The sequence below is a fragment of the Streptomyces sp. NPDC020742 genome, assembly GCF_040641675.1.
Classification (GTDB): Bacteria; Actinomycetota; Actinomycetes; order Streptomycetales; family Streptomycetaceae; genus Streptomyces.
In genome coordinates this window covers 15,722-35,245 of sequence record NZ_JBFAEA010000035.1, presented here as the reverse complement: position 1 = coordinate 35,245, position 19,524 = coordinate 15,722, and the positions used below count along the sequence as shown (strand labels likewise).

At 72.1% G+C, this 19,524-nt stretch carries 23 protein-coding genes; 8 read left to right on the top strand and 15 right to left on the bottom strand.

The genetic code is table 11. The features are described from left to right. Window positions 1–37: 37 nt before the first annotated feature. A complete protein-coding gene (locus AB0G84_RS33635; RefSeq protein ID WP_361329576.1) occupies window positions 38–490 on the bottom strand; it encodes a DUF1772 domain-containing protein in 453 nt (150 codons plus the stop codon). Window positions 491–592: 102 nt separating this feature from the next. On the opposite strand from AB0G84_RS33635, the gene AB0G84_RS33630 reads away from it, so the two are divergent. Beyond that, on the top strand, window positions 593–1,168 hold the full coding sequence (locus AB0G84_RS33630) for a TetR/AcrR family transcriptional regulator (protein ID WP_361329573.1): 576 nt from the start codon (window positions 593–595) through the stop codon (window positions 1,166–1,168). A 185-nt stretch (window positions 1,169–1,353) separates the two neighbouring features. Here AB0G84_RS33630 and AB0G84_RS33625 read toward each other — a convergent pair whose 3' ends face one another. Both AB0G84_RS33625 and AB0G84_RS33620 read right to left on the bottom strand, forming a co-directional pair. Further along, window positions 1,354–2,307, bottom strand: coding sequence for a putative protein N(5)-glutamine methyltransferase (locus AB0G84_RS33625; RefSeq protein ID WP_361329659.1), 954 nt, complete (start codon window positions 2,305–2,307; stop codon window positions 1,354–1,356). A 378-nt stretch (window positions 2,308–2,685) separates the two neighbouring features. Beyond that, window positions 2,686–3,396 carry a DUF6882 domain-containing protein gene (locus AB0G84_RS33620; RefSeq protein WP_361329570.1) on the bottom strand — a complete coding sequence of 237 codons (711 nt, stop codon included), beginning with the start codon at window positions 3,394–3,396 and terminating at the stop codon, window positions 2,686–2,688. Between the two features lie 441 nt (window positions 3,397–3,837). Between AB0G84_RS33620 and AB0G84_RS33615 the strand changes: the two genes are divergently transcribed. The 3 genes from AB0G84_RS33615 to AB0G84_RS33605 all read left to right on the top strand — a co-directional run bounded on the left by AB0G84_RS33615 (window position 3,838) and on the right by AB0G84_RS33605 (window position 5,888). Continuing rightward, window positions 3,838–4,263, top strand: coding sequence for a hypothetical protein (locus AB0G84_RS33615; protein WP_361329567.1), 426 nt, complete (start codon window positions 3,838–3,840; stop codon window positions 4,261–4,263). Beyond that, window positions 4,260–4,577: a transcriptional regulator gene (locus tag AB0G84_RS33610; RefSeq protein ID WP_361329564.1), complete on the top strand. Its 318-nt coding sequence runs from the start codon at window positions 4,260–4,262 to the stop codon at window positions 4,575–4,577. The genes AB0G84_RS33615 and AB0G84_RS33610 overlap by 4 nt, the downstream gene beginning before the upstream one ends. 318 nt (window positions 4,578–4,895) lie before the next feature. Beyond that, window positions 4,896–5,888 carry an aldo/keto reductase gene (locus AB0G84_RS33605; protein ID WP_361329561.1) on the top strand — a complete coding sequence of 331 codons (993 nt, stop codon included), beginning with the start codon at window positions 4,896–4,898 and terminating at the stop codon, window positions 5,886–5,888. Between the two features lie 115 nt (window positions 5,889–6,003). On the opposite strand, the gene AB0G84_RS33600 is transcribed toward AB0G84_RS33605, so the two are convergent. Then, window positions 6,004–6,378, bottom strand: a complete 375-nt coding sequence (locus AB0G84_RS33600) for a VOC family protein (protein ID WP_361329558.1) — start codon at window positions 6,376–6,378, stop codon at window positions 6,004–6,006. Then, a complete protein-coding gene (locus AB0G84_RS33595; RefSeq protein ID WP_361329656.1) occupies window positions 6,375–6,962 on the bottom strand; it encodes a TetR/AcrR family transcriptional regulator in 588 nt (195 codons plus the stop codon). Before AB0G84_RS33595 ends, AB0G84_RS33600 begins: the two co-directional genes overlap by 4 nt. A 544-nt stretch (window positions 6,963–7,506) precedes the next feature. Between AB0G84_RS33595 and AB0G84_RS33590 the strand changes: the two genes are divergently transcribed. Both AB0G84_RS33590 and AB0G84_RS33585 read left to right on the top strand, forming a co-directional pair. Beyond that, window positions 7,507–7,917, top strand: a complete 411-nt coding sequence (locus AB0G84_RS33590; protein WP_361329555.1) for a VOC family protein — start codon at window positions 7,507–7,509, stop codon at window positions 7,915–7,917. Between the two features lie 173 nt (window positions 7,918–8,090). Further along, the gene (locus tag AB0G84_RS33585; RefSeq protein ID WP_361329552.1) at window positions 8,091–8,924 is read left to right on the top strand and encodes a class I SAM-dependent methyltransferase; all 834 of its coding nucleotides are present in this window, start codon (window positions 8,091–8,093) and stop codon (window positions 8,922–8,924) included. A 209-nt stretch (window positions 8,925–9,133) separates the two neighbouring features. On the opposite strand, the gene AB0G84_RS33580 is transcribed toward AB0G84_RS33585, so the two are convergent. Continuing rightward, on the bottom strand, window positions 9,134–9,547 hold the full coding sequence (locus tag AB0G84_RS33580; protein ID WP_361329549.1) for a VOC family protein: 414 nt from the start codon (window positions 9,545–9,547) through the stop codon (window positions 9,134–9,136). Between the two features lie 420 nt (window positions 9,548–9,967). Here AB0G84_RS33580 and AB0G84_RS33575 point away from each other — a divergent pair, with 420 nt between their 5' ends. Beyond that, entirely contained in the window at window positions 9,968–10,618 is a 651-nt protein-coding gene (locus AB0G84_RS33575) for a TetR family transcriptional regulator (protein WP_361329546.1), read from the top strand. Window positions 10,619–10,804: 186 nt separating this feature from the next. Here the strand turns inward: AB0G84_RS33575 and AB0G84_RS33570 are convergent, their stop codons facing one another. The 4 genes from AB0G84_RS33570 to AB0G84_RS33555 all read right to left on the bottom strand — a co-directional run bounded on the left by AB0G84_RS33570 (window position 10,805) and on the right by AB0G84_RS33555 (window position 13,861). Next, entirely contained in the window at window positions 10,805–11,374 is a 570-nt protein-coding gene (locus AB0G84_RS33570) for an NADPH-dependent FMN reductase (protein WP_361329543.1), read from the bottom strand. 288 nt (window positions 11,375–11,662) lie between these two features. Then, a complete protein-coding gene (locus AB0G84_RS33565) occupies window positions 11,663–12,094 on the bottom strand; it encodes an ankyrin repeat domain-containing protein (protein WP_361329540.1) in 432 nt (143 codons plus the stop codon). 154 nt (window positions 12,095–12,248) lie between these two features. Continuing rightward, on the bottom strand, window positions 12,249–13,259 hold the full coding sequence (locus AB0G84_RS33560) for an asparaginase (RefSeq protein WP_361329537.1): 1,011 nt from the start codon (window positions 13,257–13,259) through the stop codon (window positions 12,249–12,251). A gap of 56 nt (window positions 13,260–13,315) precedes the next feature. Beyond that, window positions 13,316–13,861 carry an ABC transporter substrate-binding protein gene (locus tag AB0G84_RS33555; protein ID WP_361329653.1) on the bottom strand — a complete coding sequence of 182 codons (546 nt, stop codon included), beginning with the start codon at window positions 13,859–13,861 and terminating at the stop codon, window positions 13,316–13,318. Window positions 13,862–14,270: 409 nt separating this feature from the next. On the opposite strand from AB0G84_RS33555, the gene dtd reads away from it, so the two are divergent. Next, window positions 14,271–14,696: a D-aminoacyl-tRNA deacylase gene (gene dtd, locus AB0G84_RS33550; RefSeq protein ID WP_361329534.1), complete on the top strand. Its 426-nt coding sequence runs from the start codon at window positions 14,271–14,273 to the stop codon at window positions 14,694–14,696. 298 nt (window positions 14,697–14,994) lie between these two features. Here the strand turns inward: dtd and AB0G84_RS33545 are convergent, their stop codons facing one another. From AB0G84_RS33545 to AB0G84_RS33525, 5 genes are read right to left on the bottom strand one after another with little or no spacing between them, the layout of a single operon-like run. Then, the gene (locus tag AB0G84_RS33545; protein WP_361329531.1) at window positions 14,995–15,975 is read right to left on the bottom strand and encodes a folate-binding protein; all 981 of its coding nucleotides are present in this window, start codon (window positions 15,973–15,975) and stop codon (window positions 14,995–14,997) included. 31 nt (window positions 15,976–16,006) lie between these two features. After that, window positions 16,007–16,444, bottom strand: a complete 438-nt coding sequence (locus AB0G84_RS33540; RefSeq protein ID WP_361329528.1) for a transcriptional repressor — start codon at window positions 16,442–16,444, stop codon at window positions 16,007–16,009. Window positions 16,445–16,492: 48 nt separating this feature from the next. After that, entirely contained in the window at window positions 16,493–17,506 is a 1,014-nt protein-coding gene (locus tag AB0G84_RS33535) for an ABC transporter substrate-binding protein (RefSeq protein ID WP_361329525.1), read from the bottom strand. 9 nt (window positions 17,507–17,515) lie between these two features. Beyond that, the gene (locus AB0G84_RS33530; protein ID WP_361329522.1) at window positions 17,516–18,388 is read right to left on the bottom strand and encodes an ABC transporter ATP-binding protein; all 873 of its coding nucleotides are present in this window, start codon (window positions 18,386–18,388) and stop codon (window positions 17,516–17,518) included. Further along, window positions 18,388–19,431 (bottom strand): iron ABC transporter permease, encoded by a 1,044-nt coding sequence (locus tag AB0G84_RS33525; protein WP_361329519.1) that lies wholly within the window; start codon window positions 19,429–19,431, stop codon window positions 18,388–18,390. Before AB0G84_RS33525 ends, AB0G84_RS33530 begins: the two co-directional genes overlap by 1 nt. Window positions 19,432–19,524 lie beyond the last annotated feature (93 nt).

Sequence of the window (19,524 nt, the reverse complement as noted above, 5' to 3'; positions counted from 1 at the left end):
GGTCACTGGGCTCGGCCCCGAAGGTGCAGGTGGGGCGTTACGTGAACGTGAGGGCGGTGACGAGCAGGGCGAAGGCCGTGACGATGACGGCGACGCGTACGTAGTGGAACCGGTCCCAACGGCCGAGCTGCTGCTTCCAGTCCGCCGGAACGCCGTCCCGAGTCCACCGTGCGACGCGCGAGTTGATCGGGACGAGCAGGGCGATCGACATCAGCACGCTCAGGGCGAGCAGGGCGGTGGCCGTGGCGACGAGCCCCGTCCGCGCGGTCCCCCACGCCACGGCCGTCCAGATCGCACCGAGCGCGACCGACCCGATGTACCAGAACGGCATCACCCTGCCGAGGATGCGGGCGCCGTCGCTGCGGGCCGCGAGGCCGCCGTCGTTCGGCAGCCGGTCGAGGATCGGGTTGATGAAGGCCGCCACCGCGAACTCCACGCCCACCAGCAGGCCGACGATGACGACCGTGGCGATGGCCAGTGCGTTGTGCATGTCCCCTCCTGAGGCTCAACGGCAATTTTCTAGCGCCGCTAGATTGCCATGCGATGCTAGACCGAACAACGCTCGAATGTCTAGCGGTGCTAGGATCGAGGTATGTCGGTACAGGAACGCAAGGAACGTGAGCGGACCCACCGCCACCAGCTGATCGTCGCGACGGCCCGTGAACTCGCCGAGTCCCAGGGTTGGGACGCCGTCACCACCCGCCGGCTGGCCGAGCGCATCGAGTACAGCCAGCCCGTGCTCTACAGTCACTTCCGGGGCAAGCGGGAGATCGTCGCGGCGGTGGCCTTGGAGGGCTTCGCCGAGCTGACGGAGGCGCTCCGGCGCGCGGTGGCGGACGGGCCGTCGGGGCGGGCCGCGGTGGCCTCCCTCGTGGCGGCGTACGTCGACTTCGCCGAGCACAACCCCGCGCTCTACGACGCGATGTTCCTCCTCGACGCCGGCCTCCCGTTCGCCGACGCGGCGACACCGGCGCCGCTGCGCGAGGCGTTCGGAACGCTGCTCGACACGCTCGGCGGCCTCGCGGGGGACGCCGAACCGGCCCTGTTCGTCGAGGTCTTCTGGTCGGCCCTGCACGGCCTGGTCACGCTCGCCCGCTCGGGCCGGCTTCCCCGGGAAGGGGCACAGCAGCGGCTCGACGTCCTGGTGGACCGGTTCGCCGGAGGCTGACGCGCCGGGGCTGTGCAGGACGGCTCGGTGCAGGGGCGCTCGGTGCAGGGGCGCTCGGTGTAGCACCGGCCGGTCCTGCGGCGGCCGGTGCTACGGCGCTCCGGGCTACGGTGGTCCGTACCGCGGTGGTCCGGGCTACCGCGGTGGTCCGTGGTTGCGGCGTCCGGTGCTGCGACTCGGCATTGTTACCCGGTCGGGCGGGTCCCGATGATGACCGTGGCGGAGAGCTCGTCGGACGCGGCCACCTGGGGGAAGAGCCCGCTACGGGTGAACTCCTGGACGGCCCGGGGCGCCTGCCGTTCGCTCGTCTCGACCAGCAGGTGGCCGCCCGGGGCCAGCCACTGTGAGGCCTCCGCGGTCACCCGCCGCAGCACGTCGAGCCCGTCCGCGCCGCCGTCGAGCGCCACCAGCGGCTCGTACTCGCGCGCTTCAGGCGGGAGCAGCCCGACCTCTTCGGTCGGTACGTAAGGGACGTTGGCCACCAGGATGTCGATGCGGCCGCGGAGCCCGTTGGGCAGCGGATCGAAGAGGTCGCCCTCGTGGACCACGCCTCCGGCAGGCGCGGTGTTACGGCGGGCGCAGCGCACCGCCGCGGGTTCGATGTCGGCCGCGACGAGTTCGACCGGCCCCAGGGCGGCGGCCAGCGCGGCGCCCACGGCACCAGAGCCGCAGCACAGGTCGACGATGACCGTGGGGCGGGGTGTGCTGCCGGTGGCGATGGGAGCCCGGTCGCCCGTGCCGGTGCCCGTTCCCGGGGGCTCGTGATCGTGGGCGTCGGTACCCAGAGGCGTCTGACCGTTGGCCCGGGGACCGTGGCTGCCGGCCCGACGTCCGAGTTTCACCGCCTGTCCCACCAGGAATTCGGTGCGACGGCGCGGGACGAAGACGCCGGGGTCGACGGCGACCCGCAGGCCGTGGAACTCGGCCCAGCCGACGACGTGTTCAAGGGGGAAACCGGTGACCCGGCGCTCCACCATGGCGGCGAGTTCGTCCGGCGTGCGCGCGGTGGAGAGCAGCAGTTCCGCCTCGTCCTCGGCGAAGACGCAGCCGGCTGTGCGCAGCCTGTCGACGATGGCGTGACGAAGCGTCGGGGAGAGGGGGCGGGGGCGGGAGAGGGGCGAGGTGAGCGGTGAAGGCATCGGGAAGGACGACTTCTGGTGGGACGGCATGTGAGCCTTTCGGGGCGCCTGGGGCGCTGCCCGCATCACATGTGTCGGGCGGTCACCTGCGTCGGGTGCACCGCACGGGCGTGAGCCGGGAGCGCCTGCCTGGTCTGGCGGGGAATCGGTCTCACCTCCTCGGTCGGTCCACTGCTGGGACCGGCAACAGTACCTGACCTGGGGCGCGGCGCACAGAGTGGAGCCATTGCGGTGCCGTGATGCCGGAGCTGTCATCCGGTGTTGTGATGCCGGCATTGTGATGCCGGCATTGTGATGCCAGCGCGCCGTGATGCCGGTGCCGTGATGGTGGAGCCCTCATGCGGAGGCGGCAGCCCGCCCTCGTCGCGGGGCGTCGGGTCAGCGGGGCTTCTGCCCGTCCAAGGCCCCGATTTCGACCGAGCCGATCCGCCCGGCGTCGTCGAAGGAGATCTCCGCCGTCGTCCCGCCGGGAAGGTCCGTGCTGATCCGGCCGGGGCCGTGGCGCCGGGCGAGTTCGTGGTGGTCGCAGTAGCCGGTCACCACGGCGTGGGCCGAACTCCCGTGCACACCCGCGCCGGCCACCAGCATCCGCGGCAGCGTCACCGGATCGGGGGTCGCCCACGGCACCTGCGGATCGTCCGGCACCATGTACAGCCGGGTGCTCGGACTTGCCTGCACGCCTATGTAGCCGGCGGCGCGCAGTATGCCCATCGCGCCGAACGCCAGGGTCTCCACCGCCATCCGAGGACGGGCACACGCCGAGAGGTCCAGCACCTCCTCGGTGAATTCCCGTACGCCGTGGGCGTGTCCGAACTGCCGTACCGCCTCCGCCGCCTCGACCGCCGGCAGCTCACGGAAGCCGGGGTTGGCCCACCCCCACAGCCAGGTGCCGTCCGACTCGTCATAGCTGCCGAGGATCGAGATGCGCAGGTCGCGGCCGGACTGGCGGTAGCGGCGCTGCTCCAAGTCGGCAGTCCAAGGGCCGGTCGGCAGGAAGGCGTTGAACGTTTCGAGCTGCTCGGCGCCCCAGGCGGCGTGCGGCTCGGTGAGGCTGACAAAGGCTTCGCTGAAGGGCGAGTTGGTATTCACACAGCACGACCCTAGCGAGGGTGGTGCGGCCGGAACGCGGGGTGGGGTTGGGGCTGGCGAGTCGGGCGCTGGGGGCGGAAGCGGCAGGGGAGGCGGGAGAGGTGGGGGTGGTGGCGGGGCGAATCGGACGTCGCCGAAGGTGCTGGGAACGGCCGGCCGGACCGGCGCCGGGAATGGCTGGGGCGTACAGGCGCCGGGAACAGCCGGGCTGGACAGGTGCCGTGAACGGCCGGATGGAGGGAGCAGTGAATGACCGGGGCGATGGGGCGGGTGGTGGGCCATCGATCGAGTGAACGGAAAGTACTTGTCGGATTGGAAAGTTCTTGCGACGATGAATGTACGAACTGAGGTCGGACGGTCTCGACGGTCTCGGTGGGGGCCGAACGCGGTTCGGCAGATGAAGGGGTCCAAGGGCCCGAAGATCAGTCAGGGGGGACTGAGATGACGGAGCGTGCATACGCATCCAAAGACGCGGCGGCCGCGCTGGCTCGTGCGCAGGAACTGGGCTCGACGGTCCGGAGCAGTGCGAAGGGGCACGCTCGCTATCAAGTGATCTACGGCTGCGCGGCCGCGGTCTTGGTGCTCGTCCTCGGACTGCTGCCCCATCCCTACGGGGTGGCGATCGGTAGCGGCTTCTGGTGCGCCGCGCTCACCGGGCTGACGGTCTACTCGACCCGGCAGCGGGTCGTCCGGCGGGGATACGGGCGGCGGCACTCCGGCATGATCATCTTGTGTGGGCTGCTCTACGTCGCCGTGCTGTTTCCCGGCACCACCTGGTTCCGCGGTGTTACGGCGTGGTGGGTGGCGGGTGCCGTCGTGGTCGCCCTGCCCGGCGTCATAGGCGGCTATCTGGAGGCCCGGCGGTGACCGATTCGTACCAGCGCGCCCACCCGCGCCACGGGTTGGACGAGGTCATCCATGCACCGGTGCGCTTCTCCATCGTGGCCACGCTGGCTGCCGCCGACAAGGCCGAGTTCGCCTTCGTCCGCGACACCGTCGAGGTGAGCGACTCGGTCCTGTCGCGGCAGGTGGCGACCCTGGAGAAGGCCGGATACGTCGCAGTCACCAAGGGGTACGTCGGCAAGCGCCCCCGCACCTGGTTGTCCCTGACACCGGGCGGACGGTCCGCGTTCACCGCCCACTGCCAGGCCCTGCGGGCGATAGCGGGCGACACAGGCTGACCGGGTGGGACGGCCCCGACCTCCGAGGGCCGGGATCGTCGGACCGGGGCAGACTGCCACCTCGGTGCGGCGTGTGTCGTCCACAGAGCAGGCGGCGCGATCGGCTGTCGCGGATCGGATGTCACGGATCAGAGGTGCGAGGCTTGCTGGCGACTGGCGACTGGCGACTGGCGACTGGCGACTGGCGACTGGCGACTGGCGGCTGGCCGCTGGCCGTGCGGCCGAGGTGCATCACGGATTGTTGACTTCGAGTGCACTCCAACTCATAGCGTCCTGACTGACGTTCGGGACAGGCCCGGTTCAGGAGGCATCAGCAGTATGACCACGATGAACGTACCTTCGCGCAAGCTCGGGGAGCTGACGGTATCCGCGCAGGGGCTCGGCTGCATGGGGATGAGCCACGGCTATGGCGCGTCCGACGACGAACAGTCGATCGCGACCATTCGCCGCGCGCTCGATCTCGGTATCAGCCTCCTGGACACCTCCGACTTCTACGGGGCTGGCCACAACGAGGAGCTGATCGGCCGGGCCATAGCCGGCCGGCGGGACGAGGTGGTCCTGGCCACGAAGTTCGGCTTCGCCAACCAGCTCGGCGAGCCGACCGCGATCCGGGGTGACGCCGCCTACGTTCGACAGGCCTGCGACGCGTCACTGCGCCGGCTCGGGGTCGACCACATCGACCTCTACTACCAGCACCGTGTCGACCCCGACGTACCGATCGAGGAGACCGTCGGGGCGATGGCCGAACTCGTCGAGGCCGGCAAGGTGCGGCATCTCGGACTGTCCGAGGCGGGCGCGGAGACGGTACGGCGTGCGCATGCGGTGCATCCGATCGCCGCGCTGCAGAGCGAGTGGTCGCTGTGGACCCGTGATCTGGAGCAGGAGATCGCGCCGGTGTGCCGGGAACTCGGCATCGGCCTGGTGCCGTTCTCGCCCCTGGGGCGCGGCTTCCTGACCGGCCGCTACACCTCGGTGGAGGGTCTTCCGGAGTCCGACCTGCGCCGGACCCAGCCGCGCTTCGCCGACGGCAACCTGGAGCAGAACCTGGCCATCGTCGACAAGCTGCACCAACTCGCCGCGGAAAAGGGCGTCAGCGCCGGCCAACTCGCCCTGGCCTGGGTGCAGTACCGCGGTGACGATGTGGTCCCGATCCCCGGCACGCGCCGCCAGAAGTATCTGGAGGAGAACCTCGGCGCGCTCGCGCTCGAGCTGTCCGCCGACGAACTCGCCGCAATAGACGCCGCGGCCCCCGCCGCTCAGATAGCCGGCACCCGTTACGACCAGGTGAGCATGACGTTCGTCAACGGCTGAGGGAAGGGCAAGCGGGTGGAGGGCAGGGGCCCCGTCGGCGCAGGGCGCAGGGGGCGGGGGTGGGGCGCCGGGAACGAGGGGCGCGGGTACGGGGCGTGGGGCGTGAACGGGGTGGCTATGCCGGGGACATGACCTCGTAGAGGTTGTGGGAGGCGTCGCGGAAGAAGAGACCGCGGGCGCACAGGGGGTGATCGGTGCGGCCGTTGTCGGGACTGGCCGGGTCATTGCCGTAGGGGATACCGGCCGACTGGATGCGGGCGAGGATCTCGTCGAAGGTCCTGGCGTCCACGTCGAACGCGAGGTGATGGCCCTGGGCGTCCGGCACGGTCATGAAGTCGAGGGTGAGGGACTCGTTCACGCGGACCGGGATGAAGTGACCGTGTCGGCCGGCCGGTGGCAGCTCCGGTAGCCCCATCACCGTAGCGAAGAAGCGCGCCGCCGCGCGGTGGTCGGCGGCCGGGACGATCGTGTGGTTCAGGGTTACCGTCATGGGGTGCTCCCGGGCTGGTGGAGAGTGCCGTGCAGGAGTACGGCGATGAGCTCTTCGGGTGTGAGCGGGGCGTCGGCTCCCGGAATCGGTGAATGGAGCCGGGTGAAGAGCAGGCCGAGGAACGCGGCGGCCACCTTGTCGGGGCCGAGGCGGAAGGCGGAGCGGTCCGGCTCGATCAGTTCGACGATCCCCTCGCGCAGGGCGAGGAAGGACTCCGCGCGGGGGTCCACGGGCGGGCCGTCCTCCGGGGTGTCTTCGCTGGGCCCCGGGGGACGGGTGAGGCGGTGGCCGGAGGCATGGAGGGCACCGATGACGGTGCCCATTCGCTCCATGTGGGCACGCAGCGCTTCGGCGGCCTCGGTGAGGCGTGCGGCGACCGGTTCGTCCAGGGAGATCGAGGCCAGCTCGCGCAGCACATGGCCGGTGCCGGTCGCCTCGGCGATGCAGGCGTTAAGCAGCTCGTCCTTGTCCTTGAAGGCGCGGAAGACCGTGGCCTCCCCGATGCCGGCGGCGCGTGCGATCTGGCTGGTGGTGACCGCGGCGCCGTACTCCGCCACAAGCGGCAGTGCGGCGGCCACGATCATGGCCCTGCGCTCCTCGAGGCTCATGCCGGGGGCGCGACGACGGGGTGGAGTCATGGTCCGACGGTACGGAGTGAGTACTCACTCCGTCAATGGGGATCGGTGGCGAAGGCCGGCGTCAGGGGAGTTGGTCGGGGCCTTGCGGCCGGTGACGTGAGCCCGGTGACATGAGCCCGGTGACGTGAGCCCGGTGGCCTGGTCGTGCCTTGGGTCTGTGTCAGGGCGTGTGCTTGGGCTTGCGGGGTGTGGGCAGGGGGTGAGGGCGGGCGGGACGTGAGGTGTTGGTGGGCCTCTGCGGGCGCGGATCCGTCGGTGGCTCTCTAGACTTTTTGGCAGCGGCGTACGGGGCTGTGTACGGCGGCTGTGTACGGCGACGACGTGCGACGGGGATGTGCGGTGCTGGCGTGCGACAGCGACGTACGACAGCGACGTACGACAGCGACGTACGACAGCGACGTACGACAGCGACGTACGACGGGGCGAGAAGGTCGGTGGTGACGGCGGCCGTGCAGGAGCGGTCGTCGTCCGTGCGGAAGGACGGCCCGCCATGGACTGGAAGCTTGAACTGGTGCCCGTTCCGGTGTCGGATGTGGAGCGGGCGAAACGCTTCTACAGCGAGCAGATGGGCTTCGCCGTCGACCACGACATGTGCGTCGGTGACGAGGTGCGCATTGTCCAGCTGACGCCGCCGGGGTCGGGCTGCTCGATTGTGCTCGGTGCCGGGGACGGTGTGACGCCGGTGGTACCCGGTTCGGTGCAGGGGTTGCAGCTGGTGGTGTCCGATATCGCGGCGGCCCGGGCGCAGTTGATCGAACGGGGGGTGTCGGCCGGGCCCGTACAGCACATCGAGGACGGTGCGATGGCCGACGGTCCTGGCGGGGCCTGGAACTCGTTCGTCTACTTCAGCGATCCGGACGGGAACGGTTGGGCCCTGCAGGAACGGCCGCGGCTGGGCTGACCGGACCGGTGCTGGGGCCCGAGGGTGTCGGGGCGGCGGCCGGGCGCGGAATCCGGGACTGCGGGCGGCGGCCGGGCGTGGTTCCGGGACGCTGGGACGGCTGGACGGCTGGACGGCTGGACGGCTGGACGGGAAGCCGGGACGGGGCGGTACGGGGCTTCTAGGATCGGCGGATGGCCACGACGGAGGAAGCGGAAGCCTTTCTGCGGGACTTTCATGCGGCGCATCCGGCGGTGACGGCTCGTGCGATGGCGCATGGGCGCGCCGAGGACGGCCGGTCCAGTTACGCCCTGCTGCGGGATCGGATGGCCGCGTGTGAGCGGGTGTTGGACCTCGGGTGCGGCGACGGGCTGCTGCTGGAGCTCCTCGCGGAGAGCCGTAGGGGGCGGCCCGGTCGGGAGGTGGCCGGCCTGGATCTGTCCGTGGCGGAGCTGGCGCTGGCGCGCCGCCGACCGGGGCTCGAAAGGGCCGCTCTGTGCGCCGGGCGTGCGCAGCAACTTCCTTTCCGCAGTGCGCAGTTCGACGGTTGTGTATCCCATATGGCGTTGATGCTGATGGGCGAGGTGGAGCGGGTCGCGGACGAGGTGGCACGGGTGTTGGCGCCCGGTGGCACGCTGGCCGTCGCGGTGAGCGGCGGGGCGGCCGGCGGGGAGGCGTACGAGTGCTTTCAGCGGGCCGCGCGGTCGCTGATCGGCGCCGCCCCGGAGGAGCAGCAGATTCCGCGACTCGGGGACCGGAGGCTGCGGACCCGTGAGGGGCTCGATGAGGTTTTCGGGCCTGCCGGGTTCGGGCCCGTGGAGTGGAAGACCGAACGGATCGATCTGACCGGGCCGTGGGAACAGGTCTGGGCGACCGTGGGGGGCTGCTACGACCTTGGGCCGCTCGCCCCCGCGCTCGCGGCTGAGCTGCGCGCCCGTGTCGAGGCGGAGGCGCGGGAGTTGACGCGGCCGGACGGACGGATTCCGTGCGCGATGCTGATGCATGTCGCCACGACGGTCAGGCGTTGATCGGGTGCCGGGTGCCGGGTGCCGGGTGCCGGGTGCCGGAGGGCGCCGGGCGCGAGGTGCGAAGTGTGAGGTGCCGGGTAGTTCTGAGGCGGCTTCCTGGGGCCTGGGCCGGCGCCCGGGCAGGTGTCCAGGTCGGGTCCAAGGCGGGCGTTCGAGCCGCTGCCCCGGCCCCGTGACCGGCGGTACTCACGGCGGCCCCCAGCGGGGCCTCACAGCCCCTGGGCAGCCATCCACTCGGGATCCGGGGCGATGTTCTGCAGGACCTCTATCAGGGTGCCCTCGGGGGCCCAGACGTTGAAGCGGCGCTGTCCCCAGGGCTCGTCGCGCAGCGGTTCGGCGATCGCTACGCCCTTGGCGCGCAGGGCGGCCTCCTCGGCCTCGGCGTCCTCCACGAGGAAGCCGAGCAGGACGCCGCCGGTCTCCTGCGCACGGAATCCCTCCGGCATGGCCTCGTGGCCGCGCTTGGTGAAGTCCAGGTGGTATGCCGGGTGTTGGGGGTGTTGAAGGCTGGCGTACCAGTCCAGTTCGGCGACTGCTTCAAAGCCGAAGTGGTCGGTGTAGAAGCGGGTGCTCGCGGCGACGTCGTCGGTGAGCAGGGCGGTGCCGAGCTTGGCGAAGCGCATGGTGGTCCTCTCCGTTCGCGGCCGACTGGTCCGGCCACGGCAACAACTCCAGTTGTAGTACTCTGGATGTAGTGGTTGCAAGTCCCTTTCGGGGAAAGGGCGTCGCTCTTGCGGAAAGGGTGTGCGGGCGGGGCCTCGGGTGGAGGTGCAGGTATCCGCCTCTTGATGGCTTCCTTCAATCATGCGAAGGCCGCCGTCCGGGTAGGAGCTGCTTCCCCGTATGCGGGGCAAGGGCGCCGTCCGGCGAGGGAGTTGCCGGGTGCGTGGAGGCCGTGGTCACCAGCCCGAAGGGTCGGAAGGAGTCCAAGAGGCCCAAGGGGCTTAAGGGGGCTATGGGGCTGGAGGGGCCGAAGGGGTCGGGGCGGGGCCGCGAGTAAGTGTGAGGGAGCGTGGACGAGATGGTGCGAGGTGGACGACGGCATGGTGCGTAATCCTGAGCGGCGGACGGCGTTGGTGGACGCCGCGATCGAGGTGCTGGCGCAGGACGGTGCGCGCGGGCTGACCTTCCGGGCCGTCGATGCGGCCGCAGGCGTGCCCAAGGGCACCGCCTCCAACTACTTCGCCAACAGGGACGACCTGTTGGGCCAGGTCACCGGGCAGATCCATCAGCGCATCGCGCCCGACCCGGATGAGGTCACCGCGGTGATGGCGGCGCCGCCGAGTCGGGCGCTGGTGGCCGAGCTGATGCGCTGGATCAACCGCCGGGTGACCGAGAACCGCATCGGCTATCTGGCGATGCTGGAGCTGCGTCTGGAGGCGACCCGGCGGCCGGAGCTGCGCGAGGAGCTGAGCCGGGTCATCCGGGCGACGCTCGACGACGACATCCGCTTCCACCTGGAGAGCGGACTGCCGGGCGACCGTACGGCCGTGACGCTGATCTACCTCGCGATGACCGGGCTGATGCTGGAGCAGCTGACGCTGCCGGGGGTGGTGCCGGTCGAGGAGACCGACGGGCTGATCTCGGCGCTCGTCGACCGCGCCGTCGGGCCGGAGGGCGGGCGGCCCACGGGCGATCCGGATCCCGTGGGCGGTACGGATCCCATGGGTGGTGCGGATCCCGTGGCGAACTAGTCCGCCTCGGCCGGGAGCCCTGGCCGGCAGCCGCGGCTGGGAGCCCTGCCCGGCAGCCTCGGCCGGGAGCCGCGGCTCGGGGGGCCGGTGCGGGCCGTCGCCGCCGGGTAGGCCGGTGGGGCGGTGGGGCGTCGGGAGCATCGGGGCGTTCGGGGTGTCGGGGCGGCGTCGGGGCGGCGTCGGGGCCTAGGCCCTGCCGTACGGCCGCGTTGCCCGTGCCTCGCGCAGGGCCAGGGCCCACCAGGTCAGCTGGTCGAGGAGGGTGTCGGCGGCCTGTGTGGCGGGGGCCGGGTCGTGGAGGTCGCCGGCGTCGTCGAAGAGCTCGCCGGCGACCGGGAAGCTCACCGTTTCGCGTACCGTCGTGGCGTGCAACTCGGCAAAGACCAGCCGCAGTTGCTCGACGGCGCGGAGGCCGCCGGAGATCCCGCCGTACGAGACGAAGCCGACCGGCTTGGCCTGCCACTGCGGGTGCAGCAGGTCGATGGCGTGCTTGAGCGGGGCCGGGAAGGAGTGGTTGTACTCCGGGGTGATCACGACGAAGGCGTCGGCCTCGTCGATGCGCTTGGCGAAGGTCTCGTACTCCTCGCTGCCGTAGCGGAGTTCGTACGGGCGGAGGGCGTCCAGGTCGACGGTGTCCACCTCGATGTGGGGGTGGCGCTCCGTTTGGCGGGTGAACCAGTTCGCGATGACGGGCGCGAACCGGCCCTTCCGGGTGCTGCCGATGATCACTGCGAGGCGGTACGGGTGCTGGGGCATGCTCGGCCCTTCATGGCGAGGCGGCGTCGGCGGACGGCGGTGTTGCCGTCGGGAGCCGACGCTAGAACCTCAATCAAACTTGAGGTCAACTGCGCTCGCCCGTCCCGGCGCCCCGCCCCGCTCCGTACCGCCTCGCCTCCCGCCTCCCGCCTCTCGCCTCTCGTCTCCGAGCCCCGCCCCGCACCGCACCGCCTCGGCCGTCACCTCAGCCCACCGATGCCTGTCGCTCCCTCCGCGGCTCCTCCGTGGTCCCTGTGGCCCCTGCGGCCCCGAAGGGCTTTCAGCAGCTCACTCCGCCCCGAACAGCTTCAGCAGCTCGGTCTTCTGGAACATCCGGGCGGTGTCGATCGCAGAGGGGGTGCCCGCCGACGGGTCCGCGCCATGGGCGACCAGGGCCTTGACGACCTCGTCCTCGCTCTTGAACACCGCGCCGGCCAGCGGCGTCTGGCCGCGGTCATTGGTGCGGTCGGGGTCGGCGCCGCGCTGCAGCAGCGCCTCCACGGTGGCGGCGTGGCCGTGATAGGCGGCCAGCATCACGAGCGAGTCGCCCTTGTCGTTCGTCAGGTTGGCGGGTACGCCTGCGTCCACATACGCGGCGACGGTGTCGGTGTCGCCGTGCCGGGCCAGGTCGAAGACCTTCGCCGCCAGCTGCAGTACCTCGGGGTCGTGCGCGTGCTCGATCGACTCGGGCCCCTGCGGCTCCGGATTCGCCTCGCTCATGTCGCCGGCCTCCTGCTGTCGTGGGTGGTGCGTCCTGCGCTGTCATCGCCACTTTATGCAGGCCATGGCCGATGCGGCAGCGGTCACGGGCCGAAGGTGGCGGCCGGCCCCGGCGGCACCCGCCCGGACCGGCCGCCGTACGGCGGTGCGGGCGTCAGAAGGCGGCGCGGATCTCCCCGACCCGTACGGCGCCGCCCAGCAGCGGGGCGTCCTCCAGGCGGGCCAGGATGGGGGAGTCGATCCCCATCCGGCGCAGGACGCGGGCGAGGACCGGGCCGAGGGTGCGGACGGCACCGTCGTCGATCTTGAAGGCCAGTGCGCGGCCGTCGGGCAGGGCCACCGCCTGGACGGCCTCGGCGCCCATCTTCGACAGGGTGCCGGGCAGCGCCTGCATCAGCCAGGTGTCGGGGCGGCGGGTGCCGGCCACGAACTCAGGGTGGGCGCGCATCGCATCCGCGACCCGGCGCTCCGGGGTGCCGGGGTCGGCCTGTACGAAGTGCTGGAAGGCCCGGGCCAGACCGACCAGGGAGAGGGCGAGCAGCGGCGCACCGCAGCCGTCGGTGCCGACGTGGGCGACGTCCTCGCCGCTCGCGGTGCGGACGCCCTCGGTCACCAGCTGCTGCAGCGGGTGGCCCTGGTCGAGGTAGCTGTCCAGCGGCCAGCCGTTGAGCGCGGCGGCGGCCAGCATGGCGGTGTGCTTGCCCGAGCAGTTCATGGTGAGACGGTCCCGGACCTGGCCGGAGGCGAGGTAGGCCTCCGCCTCCTGCGGGTCCAGCGGCAGATCGGGCGGGGTCTGCAACTGGTCGGGGGTCAGTCCGTGCTCGGCGAGCATCTTGCGGACGAGTTCCAGGTGGAAGGCCTCGCCCGAGTGGCTCGCGGCGGCCAGCGCCAGCCGCTCGCCGGACAGCTCCAGGCCGGCCCGGAGCACCGCAGCGGCCTGCATCGGCTTGTTCGTCGAGCGGGGGAAGACCGGGGCGGTCACCTCGCCCAGTGCCCACTCCACGCTGCCGTCGGCCGCCAGCACCACCAGCGAGCCCCGGTGCCGTCCCTCGACGAAGCCGGAGCGCACGACCTCGGCCAGGACCGGGGAGGCCGCGGTCGGAGCGGCCTCGGTCGTGGCCGGGGACGAGCGGTCGGGTATCGGGGTGGGCGAGGACGAGGTCATCGGTGGCCTTCCGGGGTGGGGAGGGGCGACCCCTGCCCGGAAGGCTCGCGGCCAGGTCAGGACAGCAGGTCGTCTACTTGCGCTTCGCCTTCACGGTACCTGCGGGCGATTTCCGCACTGCAATCGTCGGTGGTGCGCTGCAGCGACTGGCGGCGGCGCGACACCTGGCGTTCGTACTGGATCAGCCGCCCCATCGCGTCGTGCAGCTCCTGGTCCGTGCGCGCGGTGAGGTCGGAGAGTTCGACCTCACCCAGCATTTCCTCGGCGAGCCTGCGGTACTCCTCGCTGTGCGGCGTGCCCACCGTCACATGGCGAGCCGACGAGCGGTGCCGCGACGGCAGGTCCGCCAGGATCTCCGGCAGCCGGTCCAGCAGCGGTGAGTGCTGTGCGGTACGGCGGGCGATCTCGGCCCGCAGGATGTCGATCCGGCCCTGCAGCAGCCGCCGCAGGTAGCTCAGATCGGCCTCTTCCTGTTGGGAGTCGCGCCGCACCACCCGCAGCTCGGGCAGCCCCAGGCCGGACAGATCGGAGGCGGTGGCAGGGCGGCAGCGGTCGCGCTGCTGCGGAGGGCGGGGGTGCTGCGCCTGGCCTGCCTGGAGCATGGGGCCGTCCTTGGTGCCGGCGGGCTCGGGGCGAGCCGCTGTCGTGGTCGTCGAGGTGGGTGGGGCGGTGGTGGCGGTGGAGGTGCTGGTGGTGGCGGCGGACGGTGGCGTCGGAGGCGTGGGCGCGGTATGGCCGGTGTCGGCTGCGGGGGAGGCCGGTGTCGCCCGGCCGGTCGGTGTCGTACGGGCGGTTGGTGCGGGACCGGGTGTCTGTCCGGCGCCGACAGTGCTCATGAATCGTTCCGTCCCCTCGTCCGGTGCCGCGTCCAGGGCATGTTGTCCGTGAAACGCACCACGTGCACGCATCGTGCCACTCTGGGCGGTCCTTCTGCAGGGCCATGGCACCCGAACGGCCCCCGTGGGGGCACGGCTGTCCGAAGCGGTCCGGCCGCCCGGCATGATGGCGGGTATGCGAGCCGTGGTGCAGAGAGTTGACGGTGCCCGCGTCGAGGTGGCGGGCGAGACGGTCGGGGAGATCGTCGGTGAGGGGCTGTGCGTGCTGGTGGGGGTGACCCACGACGACACCCCGGAGAAGGCGGCGCAGCTCGCCCGGAAGCTGTGGTCGGTGCGGATCCTGCAGGGGGAGAAGTCCTGCTCGGATACCTCGGCGCCGCTGCTGGTGATCAGCCAGTTCACTCTCTACGGTGACGCCCGTAAGGGCCGCCGTCCCACCTGGAACGCCGCCGCCCCGGGGCCGGTCGCCGAGCCGCTGGTCGACGAGGTCGTCGCCCAACTGAGGGCGCTGGGCGCCCAGGTGGAGACCGGCCGGTTCGGGGCGCAGATGCGGGTGTCACTGACCAACGACGGGCCGTTCACGGTGCTCGTGGAAGTCTGATCCGCGACGCTTGTGAGCCCGTTCCGCAACCCGTTCCGAGCCCGTTTCCGGCCCGTTCCGAATCTGACTGCGGGTGGCGAGATCCGACCGTGTGTGTCGGGGGTTGCTCCCTGAGCGTTGTGTTCTGATCCGCGGGCCGGAGGGGCCGGAGAGGCCGGTGGCTCGTGCCGGGGGGAGACCGATCCGCGTGCCAGGGAAGGCCGGAGGCGCGTTCCGGCTGGGCGGAGGGGCGTTCCGGCTGGGCGGAGGGGCGTGCCAGGGGCCCAGCCCCCCGCCCCGCCCCTCCGCCCGCCGGGGCCTACGGCTCGACGATCACTTCCTGGGCCGCCGCCGTGCTGCCCGCCAGCAGGGCGGCGTCCACCGGCACGTTCCGCTTGACCAGGGCCAGCGCGATCGGGCCGAGCTCGTGGTGGCGGGCGGAGGTGGTGAGGAAGCCGAGCTGGCGGCCCTCCGGCCCGTCCGAGGCGAGGCGTACCGGGGTGCCGTGCGGCGGCAGGTGCACCTCGCTGCCGTCCAGGTGCAGGAAGACCAGCCGGCGCGGCGGCTTGCCGAGGTTGTGGACCCGGGCGACGGTCTCCTGGCCGCGGTAGCAGCCCTTGTCGAGGTGGACGGCGGTGCCGATCCAGCCCAGCTCGTGCGGGATGGTGCGGTGGTCGGTCTCCAGGCCCAGCCGCGGGCGGTGCGCCTCGACCCGCAGCGCCTCCATCGCCAGCACCCCGACCGCCGGGCCGTGCGCGGCGGCGAAGGACTCCAGGTCCGCGCGCGGCAGGAACAGATCGCGGCCGTGCGGGGTCTCCCGGACGACGGTGCCCGCGGGCGCCTCGGTGATCGAGCCGGCCGGCAGGTGCACCACGGCGAACGCGTCGGTGCGGTCGGCGACCTCGACCCGGTAGAAGAACTTCATGCTCTCCAGGTAGGCGATCAGCGCCTCCTGGGTGCCCGGCTCGGCGTGCAGCCACGTGGTGGTGCCGTCGTCGACGAGGTAGACGGCGTGCTCGACGTGGCCGTGCGCGGAGAGGATCAGCGCCTCGGTGGCCTGACCGGCCGGGAGTTCGCTGACGTGCTGGGTGAGCAGCAGATGCAGCCAGCTCAGCCGTTCGGGGCCGGAGACGGTGACCACGCCGCGGTGCGAGAGGTCGACGAAACCGGTGCCGTCGGCGAGGGCGCGCTGCTCCCGGAAGAGGTCGCCGTAGTGCGCGGCGACGCCTTCGTCGGGGGCCTCGGCGGGGACAGCGCCGGGCAGCGACAGCAGGGGGCTGGCGGATGATTGTCGCAGCATGAGCCCAGCCTACGACTAGCCGGCGGTTGCCTCAGCCGTCGGCCCGGGCCGCCTTGGTGCGGCACGCCGCGCAGCGCCCGAAGATCGCGAAGTGCTTCATGTCGGTGTCGAAGTCGAACTGTTCGCGCAGCATCGCGGTGAACGGCTCGGCCACCGACAGGTCCGCCTCGATGACCTCGGTGCAGTCCCGGCAGACCAGGTGCATGTGGTGGTGACGGTCGGCGAGGTGGTACGTGGGCGCTCCGTGACCGAGGTGGGCGTGGCTGACCAGCCCCAGTTCCTCCAGCAGTTCCAGGGTCCGGTAGACGGTGGAGATGTTCACCCCGCCCGCCGTCTTGCGCACCTCGGTGAGGATGTCGTCCGGGGTGGCGTGCTCCAGCCTGTCGACGGCCTCCAGTACGAGCTGGCGCTGGGGGGTCAGTCGGTAGCCGCGTCTGCGGAGGTCGCTCTGCCAGTCGGTGGTCACCACAGGGCCAGTGTAGGAGGGCGGGCGGCGGGTGCGCAGGGGCCGCCGGGCTCAGCCGTCCGCCCGGATGCCGCGCAGATAGCCGGCCAGCGCGCCGACCGCGGCCGGATTGCGGGGGCTTTCGACCAGCTCGGCGTAGTCCATGACGTAGATCCGGCGGTGCTTGACCGCAGAGACGCCGGCCAGCGGCGGAGCGGACAGCAGGAACGCCTTCTTCTGCGCCGCGGAGGTGTCGCCGTAGTCGTTGATGACGATCACGTCGGGGTCGCGGGCGACGACGGTCTCCCAGCCGACGGTGGTCCAGGAGTCCTTGAGGTCCCCCATGACGTTCACCCCGCCGGCCTTGCCGATGATGTCGTGCGGGCCGGCGTAACGGCCCGCGGTCAGCGGCTTGTCACGGCCGTCGTCGTAGAGGAACACGGTGGGGCGGCGGTCCGGCGCGGGGGCCTGGGCGGCGGCCTCGGCGACCTGGCGGCGGTAGGTCTTCTCCAGTGCGGCGGCGCGGGCCTCCACGTGGAAGATCTTCCCCAGGTTCCGCAGGTCGGCGTAGAGCGCCTCCAGGGGCGGCAGCACCCCGCGGGCGCTGCCGTCGCGGCCGTGGCGGCAGGACTCGGTCAGCACATAGCTGCCGATGCCGAGCTTCTTCAGGGCGGCGGGGGTCAGGCCGTTGTCCTCGCCGAAGCCGTAGTTCCAGCCCGCGAAGACCAGGTCGGCCCGGGCGTCCAGGGCCAGCTCCTTGGTGAGCGGCTTCTTGGAGAGCCAGCGGACCTTGCGGTAGGCGGCCTTCCAGGGCACGGAGTCGAGGTCGCCCCGGTCGTCGGGCATGGCGTACCCCGCCATCCGGTCCTCCAGGCCCAGCGCGAACATGATCTCGGTGATGCCCACGTCATTGGTGACCACGCGGCGGGGCGTGCTGTCGTACGTCGTCCGCACCCCGCAGTTCTCCACGGTGACGGGGCGGTGGCCGCCCGGTCCGCCCTTCTTGCCGGCGTCGGAGATCGTGGCGCCGCAGCCGGTCAGGCCCAGGGCGAGGACGGTGAGCAGTGCTGCGGGGCGACGGGGCATGGCGGGTCCTTAGGAAGAGGCGCGCGGGGCGGGGTGCGGGAGACGGTCGAACAGCAGCTGGACGGCGCCGGATTCGGGGTGCCGGACCCGGTGCGCGCGTACGCCGAAGACCTCGGCCAGCAGCTGTGGCGTCAGCACGTCGTGCGGCGGCCCCGAGGCGACAAGCCGGCCGCCGGCGATGACGTACAGCTCATCGCAGTGCACCGCGGCCAGATTGAGGTCGTGCAGGGCGGTCAGCACGGTCGGTCCCCCTGCGGACCCGGTCCGGTCGGCGCCCTCAGCGGACCCGGCCCGGGTGGTGTCCCCGGCGGACCCGGCCCGGTGGGCGTCCCCGTCCCGCAGCAGCCCCAGCACCTCCAACTGCTGGGCGATGTCGAGGTGGTTGGTGGGTTCGTCGAGGACCAGCACCCGTGGCTCCTGGGCCAGCGCGCGGGCGATCAGCACCCGCTGCTTCTCGCCGCCGGAGAGGCCGAGGAAGCCGCGGTCGGCCAGGTGCTGCGCGCCGACCCGGGTCAGCGCCCGCTCGCACACCGCCCGGTCCGCGGCGCTCGCCCGGCCCGCACCGCGCTGGTGCGGCAGCCGCCCCATCGCGACGATCTCGGCGACGGTGAAGTCGAACTCGGTGCCGTTCTCCTGGGGCACCGCGGCCAGCAGCCGGGCGCCCTCGCGCACGTCCATGGCGTGCAGGTCCGCACCGTCCAGCCGGACCGTCCCGGCGGACGGCCGCAGCGCGCGGTAGACACAGCGCAGCAGGGTCGACTTGCCGCTGCCGTTGGGTCCGACCAGGCCGATCACCCGGCCGCTGCCGGCCCGCAGCGCGATGTCGTGGACCAGGCGCCGGCCGGCCACGTCCACGGACAGGTCCTCGATGTCGAGCCGCATCAGGCGCCGCCTCCGAAGGTGTAGCCGCGCCGCCGCATCAGCAGCACGAAGCAGGGCACGCCGATCACCGCGGTGATCACCCCGACCGGCAGTTCGACCGGCGCCAGCAGCACCCGCGACAACAGGTCCACCCACACCAGCAGCACCGCACCCAGCAGCGGGGCGACCGCCAGCACCCGGCGGTGGTCGGCGCCGACCAGCATCCGGGCGACATGGGGCACCATCAGCCCGACGAACCCGATGGCGCCGCTGACCGCGACCACCGCGCCGGTGACGGCGGCGGCGAGCACGAACAGCTCGCGGCGCAGCCGCCCGGCGTCCACGCCGAGGGCGGCGGCCGTCTCATCGCCCATGGCCAGCGCGTTCAGCCGGCCGGCGGTGCACAGCAGGCGGGCCAGCGCGACGGCGACCGCGGCCGCGGCGACCGGCAGCGACCCCCAGCCAGCCCCGCTCAGGCTGCCGAGCAGCCACATCATCGCCGAGCGGGCCGCCTCCCCGCGGTCGGCGGTGAACACCATCAGGGTGGTGACGGCGGAGAAGCCGTAGTACATGGCGGTGCCGGTCAGCACCAGCCGCAGCGGGGTGAGCCCATGGGCGGTGCGGGCGGCCGCGTACACCAGGGCCATGGCCAGCAGCGCGGAGACGAACGCCGAGACCGACAGCGCCCAGACGCCGAGCGCCCCGAGCGCACCGAAGAGCAGCACCGCGTTGGCGCCGACCGCCGCGCCGGAGGAGATGCCCAGCACGAACGGGTCGGCCAGCGCGTTGCGGACCAGTGCCTGGACGGCGACCCCGATGGCGGAGAGCCCGGCGCCGACGACCGCGGCCAGCACGGCCCGGGGGAAGCGCAGCTCCCAGACGATGGTGTAGGCGGCGGCGTCACCGGCCGGGAGGGTGCCGCCGGTCAGTCCGGCGCCGAGGTAGCGCACCACCTGCGCCCAGCTCACCCCGGCGGCGCCGAGGCCGACGCCGCACAGCAGGGAGCCGAGCAGGGCGGCGCTCAGCGCGACCACCAGCGGGGCGGTACGGGCGGGGCTTGCCACGGGGCGTACGCCTTCGGCTCGGGCCGTGCGTACGGAAAGGAGCCCCGGCCCGCGGCCGGGGCAGCGGCGGTGTCCCCTCGCAGTCCACGGCGA